This is a genomic window from Pseudomonas sp. SHLD1 (assembly GCF_028640935.1).
Classification (GTDB): domain Bacteria; phylum Pseudomonadota; class Gammaproteobacteria; order Pseudomonadales; family Pseudomonadaceae; genus Chryseomonas; species Chryseomonas aestiva.
The window spans coordinates 37,003-51,773 of record NZ_JAQZAD010000032.1 but is presented as its reverse complement, the minus strand read 5'-3'; the positions used below and the strand labels follow the sequence as shown (position 1 = coordinate 51,773).

Here is a 14,771-nt window from a genome sequence, read left to right as displayed (position 1 = left end):
CCGGGGTGAGGGACACCGGCAGCGCCCGAGGCACCGCCCCGTTGGGCTTCGCTGCGCTCAGCCGCAACCTACGGAAGCCCAACTACACCCAACCTCCCCCTCTCGCTCATGGCGAGGGCCGGAGTGAGGGTCAACCTGACCCTAGGCGCCTCCGGTCCGCTCGCGGATAATGCGGCTCCCCATCCGCTCAGGAGACATCCAGGTTGAATACCCCTCGTCCACGCCCGGAAGTTGCCGGCGTCGCCTCCGCCGACCGCGTCCTGACCGTGCTCACCGCCTTTCGCATCGGCGATTCGGCCCTGAGTCTCGCCGAGCTGACCACCCGCACCGGGCTGATCAAGAGCACCATCATGCGCCTGCTGGTCTCGCTGGAGACCTTTGGCCTGGTCACCCGCCTCGCCGACGGTCGCTACATGCTGGCCAGCGAAGTGGTACGACTGAACGCCATCTACCAGGACGCCCACGATGTGGAGCGCCACATCATGCCGCGCCTGCATCAGCTGACCGAAGAGAGCGGCGAGACCGCCTCCTTCTATGTGCGCCACGGCGCCTATCGCCTCTGCCAGTACCGGGTGAATTCGCCCCATAGCCTGCGGCTGCACCTGCAACCCGGCGACATGCGCCCCATGGACGAGGCGGCCAGTGCCCAGGCCCTGCAGACGCCCTATCTGGTGGCCAGGGCCGGCCTGACGCCCTTCTACTCCCGTGGCGCCACCGATCCCCATGCCGCGTCCCTGGCCTTGCCGATCTATGGCGCCCAGGAAGAGCTGCTCGGCGCCCTGGTCATCTCCGGTCCGGCCAACCGCCTTACCCAGGAACGCGCCCGCGCCCTGCACGGCATACTGAGCGCCATCGCCGACGAGCTGACTCGCAGCCTGGGCGGCAAGCCGCTCTACGGCTCGACCGTCATAAGTCGTACAGACTGACCGGATTGTCGCGCAGGATGGCGGTACGCACCCTTGCGTCGGGTGCCCAGTCGGCCAGCAGGTCGAAGATATGTCCGTCGTCCGGCTTGTTGCCGGCCGCCACCGTGGGGTGTGGCCAGTCGCTGCCCCACAGCAGTCGTTCGGGATGGCGCCGTACCAGCTCCCGCGCCACGGCGCCGACGTCGGCATAGTCCGGCGGACCACTGCGCGACCTGATGTAGGGCCCCGACAGCTTGACCCAGGTACGGCCACCGTCCAGCAGCCGTCCCAACACGGCGAAGGCCAGCGACTGCACGCCTTCCGGCTGGGGCACATGGCCGAGGTGGTCGATCACCAGTCGCGCCGGCAGACGTTGCAGGCGACTCTCCAGCTCCAGCAGCTGATTACCCGGAGCGACCACCTGGACGTTCCAGCCCAGCTCGTCGACCCGTGCGGCCAGGGGCTCCAGATCGGCCAGGTCGGTGCCGCCGTAGCTGAGGTTGAAGCGGATGCCGCGCACCCCGGCCTTGTGCAGGTCCTGCAACTCGGCCTCGGTGATGCTTCGGTCGATCACCGCCACGCCCCGGGCCTGGCCACCGCTACGCGCCAGACCGTCGAGCAGGCAGCCATTGTCGGTGCCATAGGTGGACGGCGTTACGATCACCATTCGCTGCAGCCCCAGCAGGGCCTGCAGCTGGTGATAATCCTCCAGGGAGGCATTGGGCGGGAGCAGCTTGGCGCCCGGCGCCGCTGGGTAGCGGTCGTCGTAGAGGTGCATGTGGCAGTCGACGCTGCCGGCCGGTGGCTTGAGCCGGGGCGCCGTCTGGATACTGGAAAAGGGGGTAGCGGCCTGGACGCCCAGGGCGTCGAACAGGCACAGGGCGGCACCCGTCTGGGCGCTCGCTTGCAGGAAGCGCCGACGATTGAAGGTCATGGAGGATTCCTCGAAGGGACGGCCGACCGAGCGGGCCGGCCGTGACCGGTGCTAGCCGGCGTTGGTCGCTACGCTCTGGGCTTCGGCCTTGGCGCGCATGGCCTTGCGACCCATGATCAGCACCAGCAGACCGCTGATGGCGCACAGGGTGGCCAGCGGCAGCACGGCCAGGGCATGGCTGTGGGTGGCGCCGTGGATGGCACCGTAGACGTTGACCATTACCCCGCCACCGATGAGGTTGGCCAGGGCACCGATGGCGGCCAGACCGGCTGCGGCGGTGGACGACGACAGCCAGCCCGAGGCGAGTGCCCAGAACGGCCCCTTCATCGAATAGGCACCGATCAGCACCAAGCTCAGCAGGATCACCGTGGACGCCAGCGACGAGGTGAACATGCCCGCCAGCAGGCCCACGGCGATCAACAGCATGGTGAGCGAGGTATGCCAGCGACGCTCGCCGGTGCGATCCGAGCTGCGGCCCCAGAGGACCATCGCCACGGAGGCCAGGCCATAGGGAATGGCATTGGTGAGGCCGACTTCCAGGTTGGACAGGCCAAAGGACTTGAGCAGTTGCGGCGCCCAGACGCTCATGGTGCTGCCGGCCGCTGAGGCGCCCGAGTAGATCAGCGCCATCACCCAGATATCCTTGTGCTTGAGCAGTTGCCACAGGGAGATATGGCCGATGCTGGTCTTGCGACCGCGCTCCTCGGCCAGCCTGAGCGTCAGCCAGTTGCGCTGCTCGTCGCTCAGCCATTTGGCCTGCTCCGGGCGGTCAGTGAGCACGAACAGGCAGGCGATGCCCAGCAGCACCGCCGGGATGCCTTCCAGGATGAACAGCCAGTGCCAGCCACGGATGCCCAGCCAGCCGTCCAGGCTCAGCAGCAAACCGGAGAGCGGCGAACCGAGGAAATTCGCCCCCGGTATCGCCACCATGAAAAGGGCGACCATGCGCGCCCGGTAGTTGGACGGCAGCCAGTAGGTGAGATACAGCAGCACCCCGGGAAAGAAGCCGGCTTCCGCGGCGCCCAGCAGGAAGCGCATCACGTACAGCGAATTGGCACCCTGGACGAAGGCGGTACCGGCCGAGATCAGCCCCCAGGTGATCATGATCCGGGCGATCCAGATCCGCGCGCCGAAGCGCTGCAGCGCCAGGTTGCTCGGCACCTCGACCAGGAAATAGGAAAAGAAGAACAGGCTGCTGGCGAAGCCGAAGATCGCCGGCGTCAGGCCGAGATCCTTGTTCATCTGCAGCGAGGCCATGCCGATGTTGCCGCGATCGATGATGGCGATGAGGTAGCAAACCATCAGGAATGGGAGGATGCGCCAGGCAACGCGGCGCATGGTCGCGCGTTCCAGTTCGCTGACCGGGGGCGTCGGGGTAGTCATGAGAGCTCTCCGTCTTATTGTTGTGGAGATAGCGTGGCAGGCAGCCTGGTGGGGCCGCCCCGTCGCCGCCGCGCTTAGGCGGCCGTCAGGTGGCGATTGACCACCGCGCGCGACTCCACCGTCTTGCCGTGCCAGCAATCGAGCACCTGCTGCACCGCTACCAGGCCGACCCGGTCCCGAGCCTCGGTGGTGTTGGCGCCGACGTGCGGCGTGGCCACCAGGTTGGCGAGCCCCCAGAGGTCGCTGTCCGCCGGCGGCGGTTCGGGATGGAAGGTATCCAGACCGGCGCCGCCGATCTGGCCTTCACGCAGCGCCGTTACCAGCGCCTGGGTATCGATCAGCTCGCCACGGGCGGTGTTGATCAGCAGGCTGCCGGGGCGCATGCGGGCGAACTGGGCGGCGCCGAACAGGTGGCGATTGGCCTCGGTCAGGGGGCAATGCAGGCTGATGACATCGCACTCGGCCAGCAGATTGTCGAAGCTCTCTTCACGCTGCACATGATCGCGCACGGGCAGGTTCTTGAGATAGGGATCATAGACCCGCACCTGCATCCGCAGCGGCGCCACCAGGTCCATCAGCACGCTGCCGATGGCGCCCAGCCCGACCAGACCCAGGGTCTTGCCGAACAGCTCGGTGCCATTGGCCTGGGCCTTGTCCCAGTGGCCGGCGTGCATCCGCGCATTCAGCCAGGGGGTCTGCCGCGCGACGCTGAACATCAGGGCGAAGGCGTGCTCGGCCACCGACTGGGCGTTGGCGCCCAGGGCGATGGTGACCGGAATGTTTCGATCGGCGGCCGCCTGCAGGTCGATGGTGTCGTAGCCCACGCCGTGCTTGGCGATGATCGCCAGCCTGGCTGACGCCTCGATCATGGGCCGGGTCAGCTTGCCCTGGCGGACGATGATGGCGTCAGGCTGCTCCTGGCGGATCAGGGCGAGCAGGTCGTCATGGGGCATGTAGGGCTCGGTCGGGATGACCTGAACGTCATGGGCGGCGGCCAGGGCCATGGCTTCGGAAGCCAGTGCCGGACCGGTGAGCAAGATCTTGCGGGTCATCGAAGTACCCCTTGTTGTTATGAACGGGCGCAGCGCCTAAGGCGAGCGATCTGCCTCAGAACCTAGCATAATGAAATGGCATTGCAAATTTTATATTTATGCCCCTAAAAAGACCCGATCAAAGGACTTGAAACCTTAAAAACGAAATGCAATTCTGAAAATAGCCAACCAATACGTGGCGGCATCCCACAATTCCCACAAGAGAAATGCCCATGACCATCGGCTTCAGAGTGCTCACTGCCCAACGCAAGGTCGCGGCCGACTGGGTCGCGCGTTACCGCGACATCCCGGTCGCCAACGTCAGCGACTCCATGCACCGCATGACCGCTGGCGGCTCTCGCCTGCGCCCCATGCATCGCCAGGGCGTGCTCGCCGGCCCCGCCCTGACCGTCAAGGCGCGTCCGGGCGACAACCTCATGCTGCACTACGCCCTGAACATCGCCGAACCGGGTGACGTGATCGTGGTGGATGCCGGCGGCGACCTGAGCAATGCCCTGATCGGCGAGATGATGGTGGCCTATGCGGTCAAGCGTGGGGTCGCCGGCATCGTCATCAATGGCGCCATCCGCGATGCCGCCAACATCGGCGCGAGTGACTTCCCGCTGTTCGCCGCCGGCATCTCCCATCGCGGTCCGTACAAGGACGGCCCCGGCGAGATAAACGTACCCATCGCCCTTGATGGCATGGTCATCGAGCCGGGCGATCTGATCATCGGCGATGACGACGGCCTGCTCTGCGTGCCCTACGATCATGTTGCCGAGGTCTATGACCGCGCCGCCGCCAAGCACGCCGCCGAAGAAAAGCAGATGCGGCAGATCGCCGAAGGTACCAACGACCGCAGCTGGGTCCTGGAATCGCTCAGGAAGAAGGGCTGCGCCCTGCCCTAGCAACCTCTTGCCGGCATGAAAAAGGCAGCCCTTGGCTGCCTTTTTCATGGAGATACCCTCTGCCAGGCCTCCCGGCAAATCAATCCGGTAATGACTCCGTACTTTCCGACCGCTGCCGGTAGATGCATCCCGCTGCCTTTCTCCAGTCTTCGCGTCTGGCGCAGGTGCAACCAACGGGACCTGTAAAGGAAAGAGGCGGCCGAGGCCGCCTCTTTCCTCCAGAACCTTTCGCCTCAGGTACGACCTACCCCTTCCAGGCCCGTCGCGCCCAGCGGCTTCACCGGTACCCGCCGACTCGGATCACCCAGCCAGAGCATCAGCACGACCCCCAGCGCCAAGACCGAGGCCACCACATAGAAGGGCCCGGAGAAACTCTGGGTGGCATCCTTGACCAGGCCGATGGCGAAGGGCCCGACGAAGCCACCCAGGTTGCCGATGGAGACGATCAGCGCCAGTCCCCCTGCCGCGGCCCGACCGGTCAGGAAGGTGGAGGGAATGGCCCAGAAGGTCGCCTGGAAGGACAGGATGCTCGCCACCGCCACGCTCAGGCAGGTCATGCGCAGCAGCGGATCGGCCGAGAGCGCGGCGCCCACCAGGCCCAGCGCGGCAAGCGCCAGGGCACCGGCCACATAGGGCAGCCGCTGGGCACTCTGGTTGGCCTGGCGCGCCCAGAGCGTCATGGCCACCGCGCCGAGCACATAGGGAATGGTCGCCACCAGGCCCACGGTGGTGTTCTGCATGCCCAGGCTCTTGATGATCTGCGGCATCCAGATGCCGATCCCCACGGAGCCGACGATGCCGCAGAAGTTGATGGCGGCCAGCATGAACACCCTCGAGTTGGTGAAGGCGTGGCGCAGCGTGGAACCGTGGGTGGCACCGATCTCGCGCTGCTCGCGGGCCAGGCGTTCGATCAGCCAGGTGCGCTCGCGGGTCGACAGCCAGCGCGCCTTGGCCGGCGTATCCACCAGCACGAACAGACAGAGAATACCGAGCAGCACCGCCGGCAGGGCCTCCGCCACCAGCAGGAATTGCCAGTTCCTCAGCCCCATGAAATCGTGCACGTCCAGCAGCATCCCCGACAGCGGCGAGCCGATGATGTTGGCGGTGGGAATGCCCAGCAGGAAGGCCGCCGTGGCCTTGGCGCGCCATTTGCCGGGAAACCAGTAGGTGAAATAGAGGTAGACCCCCGGGGTGAAACCGGCCTCGGCCACTCCCAGCAGGAAGCGCAGGATGCTGAAGCTGACCGGCCCGGTGGCGAAGGCCGTGGCCATGGAGATCAGGCCCCAGCTGATCATGATCCGCGCGATCCAGACCCGCGCGCCGAAGCGCTGCAACAGCAGGTTGCTCGGCACTTCGAACAGGAAGTAGCCGAAGAAGAACAGGCCCGCCGCCCAGCCGAACATCGTCGCGGTGAGGCCAAGGTCCTGGTTCATGCTGATGGCGGCGAAGCCGACATTGGTGCGGTCCAGGTAGCTGACCACATAGCAGGCGAAGATGAACGGCAGGATGCGCCACAGGGCGCGCCGCAGGAGCTGTTCGCCTTCGGCATCGGTCAGGGGCGGCTGCTCGCCCGGACGGGTCTGGCTCATGGGTAACCTCTCTTGTAGTTGTTGTGGGGTAAAGCGCGAGACGCCGCAGCGCCGGTCAGAGATGGGAAAACAGCGGCAGGCCGCGTACCGGAGCCTCCGCGCGCAGGATGCTGCCGGTCTCGGATTCGGTGATGAACAGGCTGCGTCCTTCGGGACCGCCAAAGGCCAGGTTGGTGTTGCTGATGCCGGCGCAGGATTTCAACCGGGCCAGCGGCTCGGCCACCGGCGAGAGCTGCCAGACCGAACCGAAACCGGTATGGGCGATGTAGAGATTGCTCTGCTCGTCCAGCGCCAGGCCGTCCGGTCCGCCCAGGCCGCCATGCAGCTGGGCGAAGACGCCGACCTTGCCGACCAGCGGGCCGTTGCCCAGCGGGATACGCCAGATCTGCTGCGCCCGGGTCACCGCCACCAGCAGGTGGTTGAGTCGCGGATCGAAGACGATGCCGTTGGGGCTGGGCACCGTCGCCAGCAGGCAGCTGAGCTGGCCATCGGCACCCAGTCGATAGACCCGGCCGCTGGCATCCTGCAGACCGGTCTGCCCCTGGTCGGTGAAATAGAGATCACCGGCAGGCGAGAACACCAGGTCGTTGACGCCCTTGAAGCCCTCCGAGCCGGCGCTACCCAGCAGCGTTTCCACCTCGCCGCGCAGCGGATCGAGCAGCAGGATGCCGCGCTTGTAGTCGGCGATGAAGATGCGTCCGTCGCGGTGGATCTTCAAGCCGTTGGGCCAGCCGTCGTATTCGCAGACCAGCTCCCACTCGCCCTGGGGATCGATGCGGAAGATGCGCCCATTAGGAATGTCGGTGACGTAGAGATTGCCCTGGCGATCGAAGGACGGTCCTTCCAGGAAGGAATCGATGGCGCGGCCCTGGCGGTTGGCATCGGCCCAGGCGGTACGCCGTGGCTGGCGATAACGTTCGGGCAGACGGGTGAAGACAGCAGTTTCCAGCGTCGGAGGCGCAGTGAAGAAGCTCATGCACAGAGACCTTTGGCGGCGACGTAGGCCGGCTAGCGGAGGGGGATTGCCCTTGTATTTATGAAACGCTATTTCAAAATAAAGCATGAATAGCCAAATGCAAGCCCTGGCAGCCTGTATTCCTTGCGGAAATTACAGAGTCATAATCTGAAATCAGAACGAAACCCTGGAAAGACCCGGTTGACGGGCCAGCACGCGGCCAGCTACCTGGAAAGCCAGGTCCGGTCAGCGGCTACTGGGAAGCAAGACAGGGATGCAGCGAGCGACTGGCGCCTGGTTCAGCGACAGACGAACAGGAAAACGCCCGACGCCCTCCCGGGCGCCAGGCGTCTCTGCAGCCGGGAGTGCGAGGATGGCAACGGGGTGCCGAAGCGGGCCACCAGGACCGGGATGGCCGGCATTGCACCGGGCACCCTGATCCCGGCGCTGCGCCTCACGCCCTGATCAACAGCGGCGCCGTTCCCTGATAGCAGGCGTCCAGCCGCTCGGCGCGATGGGTCAGGACGCTGCGCTGGTTGAGTGAGCCCTTGTCGGTGATCTCGCCGCGGTCGGCGGATGGCGGCTCCTCCTGCAGGGCGATCCATTCCAGGCGGCTAGCGTTGCCCGAGGCCTCGCGATTGAGGCGCTTGAGCCAGGCGGCGAACCAGTCCTGCACCGGGGCGCTGGCCAGCACCGTGACGGCATCGACGCCGTCGTCGAGCCCGGCCAGTTGCCGGCAGTCCGCCAGGCGCGGAAAGACCAGCAGTCCGAGACACTCGCGATCCGGCGCCGCCACCACCACGTCCTGCACCAGTGGCGTGCCCTCCAGTACCGCGCGATTGCGCAGGGGACCGACGCTGACGAAGACCCCGGACGAGAGCTTGAAGTCCTCGGCGATACGGCCGTCGAACATCAGGCCCAGTTGCGGATTGGCCGAATCGACCAGCTTGAGCGCATCGCCCGAGCAGTAGAAGCCTTCCTCGTCGAAGCAGGCGGCGGTCTGGGCGGTATCGCGCCAGTAGCCGGGCATGATGTGCGGGCCGCGGAAACGCCCTTCCAGCTTGCCGTCCACCGGCACCAGCTTGAGTTCGCACCCCGGCGCCGGCACCCCGACGTAGCCGGCCACTGACAGCGGTCCGGTGGTGAAGGTGCAACTGGGCGAGGCCTCGGTCATGCCCAGGCCGGCCATCATGCGGATGCGTTCGCCGCAATGGGCCTCGGCGATGCGATCCAGGCGATCCCAGACGCTTTGCGACAGCCCCGCCGCGGCAAAGAAGAACAGCCGCATGCGGGCGAAGAAGCGCTCGCGCAACTCGGCGTCGCGCTCCAGGGCATTAGCCAGCTCTTCCCAGCCGCGCGGGACCGTCAGGTAGGCGGTGGGCGACACCTCACGCAGATTGCGCAGGGTCTCGCCGAGGCCCTGGGGTGTCGGCTTGCCTTCGTCGAGATAGAAGGTGCCGCCGTTGTAGAGCACGATCCCCAGGTTGTGACTGCCACCAAAGGTGTGGTTCCAGGGCAACCAGTCCACCAGCACCGGCGGCTCTTCGCCGAACACCGGAAAGGTCTGCAACAGCATCTGCTGGTTGGCGCAGAGCATGCGCTGGGTGGTGGTCACCGCCTTGGGCAGCTTGGTGGAGCCGGAGGTGAAGAGAAACTTGGCGATGCTGTCCGGCCCGGTCGCGGCAAAGGCGCGCTCGGCGGCGGCCAGTTCACCGCGGGCGAGCAGCGCCGCGAAGGCCAGGCTGCTGCGACCCTGTACCTGACCGCGGGTCGCGATCACCGGGACGTCGGCGGGCAGCACGGCGTCCAGCGCCTTCTGGAAGGCCGGGCCATCGCTGACGAACACCAGCCCCGGCTGTAGCAGGCCGCAGACATGGCGCAGCTTGGCGTGGTCCTGGGACAGCAGCGCATAGCCGGGCGACACCGGGCAGAAGGGAATGCCGGCATAGAGCGCCGCCATGGCCAGTTGCAGGTGCTCCGGGTCGTTGCCGGAGAGAATCGCCAGCGGGCGCTCGGCACAGAGGCCGAATTCCAGCAGCGCGGCGGCCAGTTGGCGAACCCGGTGCAGCATCTCGCCATAGGAAAATTCGCGCCAGGCGCCGCCGGCCTCTCGCGCGGCGAAGAAGGTGCGGTCCGGTGCCACCGCGGCCCAGTGCAACAGCCGGTCCAGCAGTCGCGGCGGCGGCGGGGTCAGGGCTTCCTGGGAGGCCATGTAGAGCAGTCCACCCCGCTCCTCCACGGTGACGCCGGGTTGTCCCAGGGTCACCGGGCGATAGCGCAGCGGCTGATCGGCGGGCGCGCGGGTTTGCGTGACGTGACTCACCTTGAATTCTCCTCTGGGCTGGCGCCCGGAGGCGCCTCTTATTGTTATCGCGACAGGAGCTAGGTACGGCGGACGCTAGATGGGGTAGTGGCGTGGCCCCGTCTGCAGCGTCACCCAGCGCAACTGGGTGAAATGCTCGATGGAAGCCCGCGAGCCGAAGCTGCCGTAGCCGCTCGACTTGACGCCGCCGAAAGGCATCTGCGCCTCGTCGTGCACCGTCGGGCCGTTGATGTGGCAGATACCGCTCTCCACCCGTTGCGCCAGCGCCAGGGCACGGGCGGTGTCGCGGCTGAAGATGGCGGACGAGAGGCCGAATTCGGAATCGTTGGCCAGGCGCAGCAGGGCTTCGTCGCCCTCGGCGCGAATCACCACGGCAACCGGTCCGAAGGACTCCTCGGCATAGAGCTTCATCTCGGCGGTGACGCCATCCAGCAAAGTCGGTTGCAGGATGCTGCCGTCGAGTTCGCCACCACAGACCAGGCGAGCGCCCTTGCCCACAGCGTCGTCGATCAGCGCCTTGATGCGGGTACCGGCGCTGGCGTCGATCAGCGAGCCCAGCACCGAATCGGCTGCACTCGGATCACCGGCCTTGAGGGTGCGCACCTTGGCCGCCAGGCGCTCGACGAAGGCGTCGGCGATGCGGCTGTCCACCAGCAGGCGCTCGGTGGACATGCAGATCTGCCCCTGGTTGAAGTAGGCACCAAAGGCTGCAGCCGCCACGGCGGCGTCCAGGTCGGCATCCTCCAGCACCAGCAGCGGCGCCTTGCCGCCCAGTTCCAGTACCGCCGGCTTGAGGTGGCGCGCCGCCAGCTCGCCGACGATGCGACCCACGCGGGTGGAGCCGGTGAAGTTGACCCGCCGCACCGCCGGGTTGGCGATCAGCCGTTCGACGATGGCCGGGGCATCCTCCGGAGCATTGGTGACGACGTTGACCACACCGTCGCCCAGCCCGGCGTCCTGCAGCACCTGGCCGATCAGCCGGTGCACGCCAGGACTTTGTTCGGATGCCTTGAGCACCACGGTGTTGCCACAGGCGAGGGGCATGGCCAGGGCGCGGGTGCCCAGGATCACCGGCGCGTTCCAGGGCGCGATGCCCAGCACCACGCCGCAGGGCTGGCGCAGCGCCATGGCGAAGCTGCCGGGCACATCGGAAGGTATGACCTCGCCCTGGATCTGGGTGGTCATGGCCGCCGCCTCGCGCAGCATGTTGGCGGCCAGGTGGACGTTGAAACCGTACCAGTTGGCCATGGCCCCGGTCTCCCCGGCGAGGGCGACGAATTCGCTACTGCGCGCGGCCAGACCATCGGCTGCAGCCAGCAGGCGCCGGCGGCGCTCGCCCGGCGGCAACGCAGACCAGGCGGGAAAGGCGGCCTGGGCCGCGGCCACCGCGGCGTCGGCATCGTCCAGGGTGGCGGCGGCCACGGTGGAGACCACCGCGCCGGTCACCGGGTGGCAACGCTGATAGCTGCGACCGTCGCCGGCCGGACGGCTGGCGCCGCCGATGAGCAGGGATACCTCGACCATGACGCTACCTCTTGTTGTTGTGCGTGGGGGCGGTGGCGATCTAGCGCTTGTAGGTCTGCAGCCCAGGCTTGATGCTCTTGTCGTCGAGGAACTGCTTCATGCCCTGCTCGCGACCGCCTTCCGGATCCTGCAGGCGCGACTGGTCGAGCTTGGCATAGAGGTAGTCCTCGTTCTGCTCCCAGGTGAGTTCGCGGCAGCGCTTGAAGCCGACCTTGGCGGCACGCAGCACCACCGGATTCTTGTCCAGCAGCTCGCGGGCCAGGGCGGTGGTCACCTCGCGCAACTGGTCGCGCGGCACGCTCTGGTTGACCAGGCCCATGACTGCGGCCTCGGGACCGGTGAAGGTCTTGCCGGTCATCACATAGTAGAGGGCGGTGCGATGGCCCACGGTATCGGCCAGGGCCTTGCTCACCAGGTTGCCCGGAGGAATGCCCCAGTTGATCTCGGACAGGCCGAAGGTGGCCTCGTCGGCGGTGATGGCCAGGTCGCAGGCCACCAGCGGGCTGAAGCCGCCGCCAAAGCACCAGCCGTTGACCATGGCGATGGTCGGCTTGGCGTACATGCGCAGGAGCTTCCACTGCCACTGGGAGGCTTCGCGGCGAATCTTTTCCTGCAGGATCTCGGGGCCGGCGTCGGTCTCGCGGAAGTACTCCTTGAGGTCCATGCCCGCGGTCCAGGCATCGCCGGCACCGGTCAGCACCAGCACGCCGGCACTGGCGTCCTGCTCCAGGGTCTCCAGCACCTCGACCATCTCGCGGTTGAGGGTGGGACTCATGGCATTGCGTTTTTCGGGACGATTGAGCGTCACCCAGGCGATACCGTCCTCGATGTCCACTTTGACCGTCTGCCAGCGTCCGTCGTAACTGCCCATGGCGTGTGCCTCTTGTTGTCGGGTGGGTATGGAGCTGAAGCTACGCCAGGAAATTAGTTACGTCAATTAACTAATTTCCTGGCTATGAACGAGGCGGGTGAACGACAGGGGCGCCCGGGCAGATAGGATCCAATCGAGCGGCATAGGGTGCAACATCGGTAACGCCATTCGTCCTGAGACAGGCCTCGTACGGCGAATGCCGTTGACAGGAATGGTTAACCGTCATAACCATTGGATCCAATAGACAACAACAAGAGGTTCCGCTCATGTACCCGAAGAACGCCTGGTACGTCGCCTGTACCCCCGACGAAGTGCAGGACAAGCCCCTGGGTCGCCAGATCTGTGGCGAACCCCTGGTCTTCTATCGTGATGCCAATGGCCAGGTGGTGGCCCTGGAAGACTTCTGCCCGCACCGCGGTGCGCCGCTGTCCCTGGGCTTCGTCCGCGACGGCACCCTGGTCTGCGGCTATCACGGCCTGGAGATGGGTTGCGGTGGCAAGACCCTGGGCATGCCGGGGCAGCGGGTCGGCGTCTTTCCCGCGGTACGCCCCTATGCCGCCGTCGAGCGCCACGGCTTCATCTGGGTCTGGCCGGGCGACCAGGCCAAGGCCGATGCGGCGCTGATCCCCCACCTGGAATGGGCCGAGAGCCCCGACTGGGCCTATGGCGGCGGCCTCTATCACATCCAGTGCGACTACCGGCTGATGATCGACAACCTCATGGATCTCACCCACGAGACCTATGTCCACGCCTCCAGCATCGGCCAGAAGGAGATCGACGAGGCGCCGCCGGCCACCCGCGTCGCCGGTGACGAGGTCATCACCAGCCGGCACATGGAAAACATCTCCGCCCCGCCCTTCTGGCGCATGGCCCTGCGCGGCAATGGCCTGGCCGACGACGTCCCGGTGGATCGCTGGCAGATCTGCCGGTTCACCCCACCCAGCCACGTGATGATCGAGGTGGGCGTGGCCCATGCCGGCCATGGCGGCTACGACGCGCCGGCGGCGGTCAAGGCCGCCAGCGTGGTGGTGGACTTCATCACCCCCGAGACCGAGACCTCCATCTGGTACTTCTGGGGCATGGCGCGCAACTTCAAGCCGGACGATGCCGAGCTCACCGCCAGCATCCGCGAAGGCCAGGGCAAGATCTTCGGCGAAGACCTGGAGATGCTCGAACGCCAGCAGCAGAACCTGCTGCGCTATCCCGAGCGCGGCCTGCTCAAGCTCAACATCGATGCCGGCGGCGTGCAGTCGCGGCAGATCATCGACCGCCTGCTGGCCGCCGAACAGGCCGCCACCGGCATCCCGGTCCGGCAGATCGCCTAGGAGATCTCTCATGCTCGATCTGATCGTCACCGCCGTGCAGCGCGAGGCCCCTACCATCCTGGCCTTCGACCTGGCCCGCGCCGACGGCGGCCCCCTCCCCGGCTTCAGCGCCGGCGCCCATCTGGAGATCACCCTGGGCGATGGCCTGGTGCGCCACTACTCGCTCTGTACCGCACCGGAACCGGTACCGATCCGCTATCGCATCGCCGTGCTGCTCGTCCCCGACTCCCGCGGCGGCTCCCAGGCCATGCATCGACTGCAGGTGGGCGATCGCCTGCAGGCCAGCGAACCCCGCAATCTGTTCGCCCTGGTGCCGAGCGCGCGCCGCACCCAGCTGCTGGCCGGCGGCATCGGCATCACCCCGCTCCTGGCCATGGCCGAACAGCTCTATCAGCAGGGGGCGCGCTTCACCCTGAGGTACCTGGTACGCGACCGCGAACACGCGGCCTTCATCCCCTGGCTCAAGGCGCGGCCCTACGCCGAGCAGGTCAGGGTGCACTTCGACCAGCACGATCCGGCGCTGCGACCCAACTTCCAACACCTGCTCGGCCCGGCGGCACCGGACGACCACCTCTATGTCTGCGGGCCGGCCGGTTTCATGGCCGCGGTGGTGGACGCCGCCGCGGCCCAGGGCTGGCAACCCGGCCAGATCCATCGGGAATACTTCGCCGCCGATCCCGCCGCCCAGGGCGAGCAACGCCCCTTCGAGGTGGAGCTGGCGCGCAGCGGTCGCCGCGTGCGGATACCGGCCGAACGCAGCGTGGTCGAGGTTCTGGCGGACCTGGGTGTCGTCCTGCCGGTATCCTGTGGCCAGGGTCTTTGCGGCACCTGCCTAACCCCGGTGCTGGCCGGCGAGCCCGAGCACCGCGACCTCTTTCTCTCCGCGGCCGAACACGCCGCCAACGACCGCTTCACCCCCTGCTGCTCCCGCGCCAAGGGCGAGCGGCTGGTGCTGGATCTCTGACGACCCCAAGCCCACCCTACCTCCCCTCTTCCCTCGGGAGAGGGCCAGGGTGAGGGCCC

At 66.8% G+C, this 14,771-nt stretch carries 12 protein-coding genes; 4 read left to right on the top strand and 8 right to left on the bottom strand.

Annotation, left to right across the window (positions count from 1 at the left end):
• Positions 1–203: 203 nt before the first annotated feature.
• Positions 204–926 (top strand): IclR family transcriptional regulator, encoded by a 723-nt coding sequence (locus PVZ77_RS21030; RefSeq protein ID WP_273809328.1) that lies wholly within the window; start codon positions 204–206, stop codon positions 924–926.
• On the opposite strand, the gene PVZ77_RS21025 is transcribed toward PVZ77_RS21030, so the two are convergent.
• From PVZ77_RS21025 to PVZ77_RS21015, 3 genes are all read right to left on the bottom strand, one after another.
• Positions 907–1,839: an amidohydrolase family protein gene (locus PVZ77_RS21025; RefSeq protein WP_273809327.1), complete on the bottom strand. Its 933-nt coding sequence runs from the start codon at positions 1,837–1,839 to the stop codon at positions 907–909. The two genes, PVZ77_RS21030 and PVZ77_RS21025, sit on opposite strands and share 20 nt — an antisense overlap.
• Positions 1,840–1,890: 51 nt before the next feature.
• Positions 1,891–3,222 (bottom strand): MFS transporter, encoded by a 1,332-nt coding sequence (locus tag PVZ77_RS21020; protein WP_273809326.1) that lies wholly within the window; start codon positions 3,220–3,222, stop codon positions 1,891–1,893.
• A gap of 74 nt (positions 3,223–3,296) precedes the next feature.
• Positions 3,297–4,274, bottom strand: coding sequence for a hydroxyacid dehydrogenase (locus PVZ77_RS21015; RefSeq protein WP_273809325.1), 978 nt, complete (start codon positions 4,272–4,274; stop codon positions 3,297–3,299).
• A 212-nt stretch (positions 4,275–4,486) separates the two neighbouring features.
• On the opposite strand from PVZ77_RS21015, the gene PVZ77_RS21010 reads away from it, so the two are divergent.
• On the top strand, positions 4,487–5,161 hold the full coding sequence (locus PVZ77_RS21010; RefSeq protein WP_273809323.1) for an RraA family protein: 675 nt from the start codon (positions 4,487–4,489) through the stop codon (positions 5,159–5,161).
• A gap of 233 nt (positions 5,162–5,394) precedes the next feature.
• On the opposite strand, the gene PVZ77_RS21005 is transcribed toward PVZ77_RS21010, so the two are convergent.
• The 5 genes from PVZ77_RS21005 to PVZ77_RS20985 all read right to left on the bottom strand — a co-directional run bounded on the left by PVZ77_RS21005 (position 5,395) and on the right by PVZ77_RS20985 (position 12,423).
• Positions 5,395–6,750 carry an MFS transporter gene (locus PVZ77_RS21005; protein ID WP_273809321.1) on the bottom strand — a complete coding sequence of 452 codons (1,356 nt, stop codon included), beginning with the start codon at positions 6,748–6,750 and terminating at the stop codon, positions 5,395–5,397.
• Positions 6,751–6,805: 55 nt separating this feature from the next.
• Complete coding sequence (locus tag PVZ77_RS21000; protein ID WP_273809319.1) at positions 6,806–7,726, bottom strand: SMP-30/gluconolactonase/LRE family protein; 921 nt, start codon at positions 7,724–7,726, stop codon at positions 6,806–6,808.
• A gap of 433 nt (positions 7,727–8,159) precedes the next feature.
• Positions 8,160–10,028 (bottom strand): feruloyl-CoA synthase, encoded by a 1,869-nt coding sequence (locus PVZ77_RS20995; protein ID WP_273809317.1) that lies wholly within the window; start codon positions 10,026–10,028, stop codon positions 8,160–8,162.
• A gap of 75 nt (positions 10,029–10,103) precedes the next feature.
• Complete coding sequence (locus PVZ77_RS20990; protein ID WP_273809315.1) at positions 10,104–11,552, bottom strand: aldehyde dehydrogenase; 1,449 nt, start codon at positions 11,550–11,552, stop codon at positions 10,104–10,106.
• Between the two features lie 40 nt (positions 11,553–11,592).
• Complete coding sequence (locus PVZ77_RS20985; RefSeq protein WP_273809314.1) at positions 11,593–12,423, bottom strand: p-hydroxycinnamoyl CoA hydratase/lyase; 831 nt, start codon at positions 12,421–12,423, stop codon at positions 11,593–11,595.
• A 266-nt stretch (positions 12,424–12,689) separates the two neighbouring features.
• Here PVZ77_RS20985 and PVZ77_RS20980 point away from each other — a divergent pair, with 266 nt between their 5' ends.
• Both PVZ77_RS20980 and PVZ77_RS20975 read left to right on the top strand, forming a co-directional pair.
• Complete coding sequence (locus PVZ77_RS20980) at positions 12,690–13,748, top strand: aromatic ring-hydroxylating dioxygenase subunit alpha (RefSeq protein ID WP_273809311.1); 1,059 nt, start codon at positions 12,690–12,692, stop codon at positions 13,746–13,748.
• 10 nt (positions 13,749–13,758) lie between these two features.
• On the top strand, positions 13,759–14,712 hold the full coding sequence (locus PVZ77_RS20975) for a PDR/VanB family oxidoreductase (protein WP_273809309.1): 954 nt from the start codon (positions 13,759–13,761) through the stop codon (positions 14,710–14,712).
• Positions 14,713–14,771 lie beyond the last annotated feature (59 nt).

Excerpts from the sequence above, each read along its gene's own strand:
- PVZ77_RS21025 (WP_273809327.1), bottom strand. The coding sequence starts at position 1,839 with ATGACCTTCAATCGTCGGCGCTTCCTGCAAGCGAGCGCCCAGACGGGT.
- PVZ77_RS20990 (WP_273809315.1), bottom strand. The coding sequence starts at position 11,552 with ATGGTCGAGGTATCCCTGCTCATCGGCGGCGCCAGCCGTCCGGCCGGC.
- PVZ77_RS20985 (WP_273809314.1), bottom strand. The coding sequence starts at position 12,423 with ATGGGCAGTTACGACGGACGCTGGCAGACGGTCAAAGTGGACATCGAG.
- PVZ77_RS21005 (WP_273809321.1), bottom strand. The coding sequence starts at position 6,750 with ATGAGCCAGACCCGTCCGGGCGAGCAGCCGCCCCTGACCGATGCCGAA.
- PVZ77_RS21000 (WP_273809319.1), bottom strand. The coding sequence starts at position 7,726 with ATGAGCTTCTTCACTGCGCCTCCGACGCTGGAAACTGCTGTCTTCACC.
- PVZ77_RS21010 (WP_273809323.1), top strand. The coding sequence starts at position 4,487 with ATGACCATCGGCTTCAGAGTGCTCACTGCCCAACGCAAGGTCGCGGCC.
- PVZ77_RS21015 (WP_273809325.1), bottom strand. The coding sequence starts at position 4,274 with ATGACCCGCAAGATCTTGCTCACCGGTCCGGCACTGGCTTCCGAAGCC.
- PVZ77_RS21020 (WP_273809326.1), bottom strand. The coding sequence starts at position 3,222 with ATGACTACCCCGACGCCCCCGGTCAGCGAACTGGAACGCGCGACCATG.
- PVZ77_RS20980 (WP_273809311.1), top strand. The coding sequence starts at position 12,690 with ATGTACCCGAAGAACGCCTGGTACGTCGCCTGTACCCCCGACGAAGTG.
- PVZ77_RS20975 (WP_273809309.1), top strand. The coding sequence starts at position 13,759 with ATGCTCGATCTGATCGTCACCGCCGTGCAGCGCGAGGCCCCTACCATC.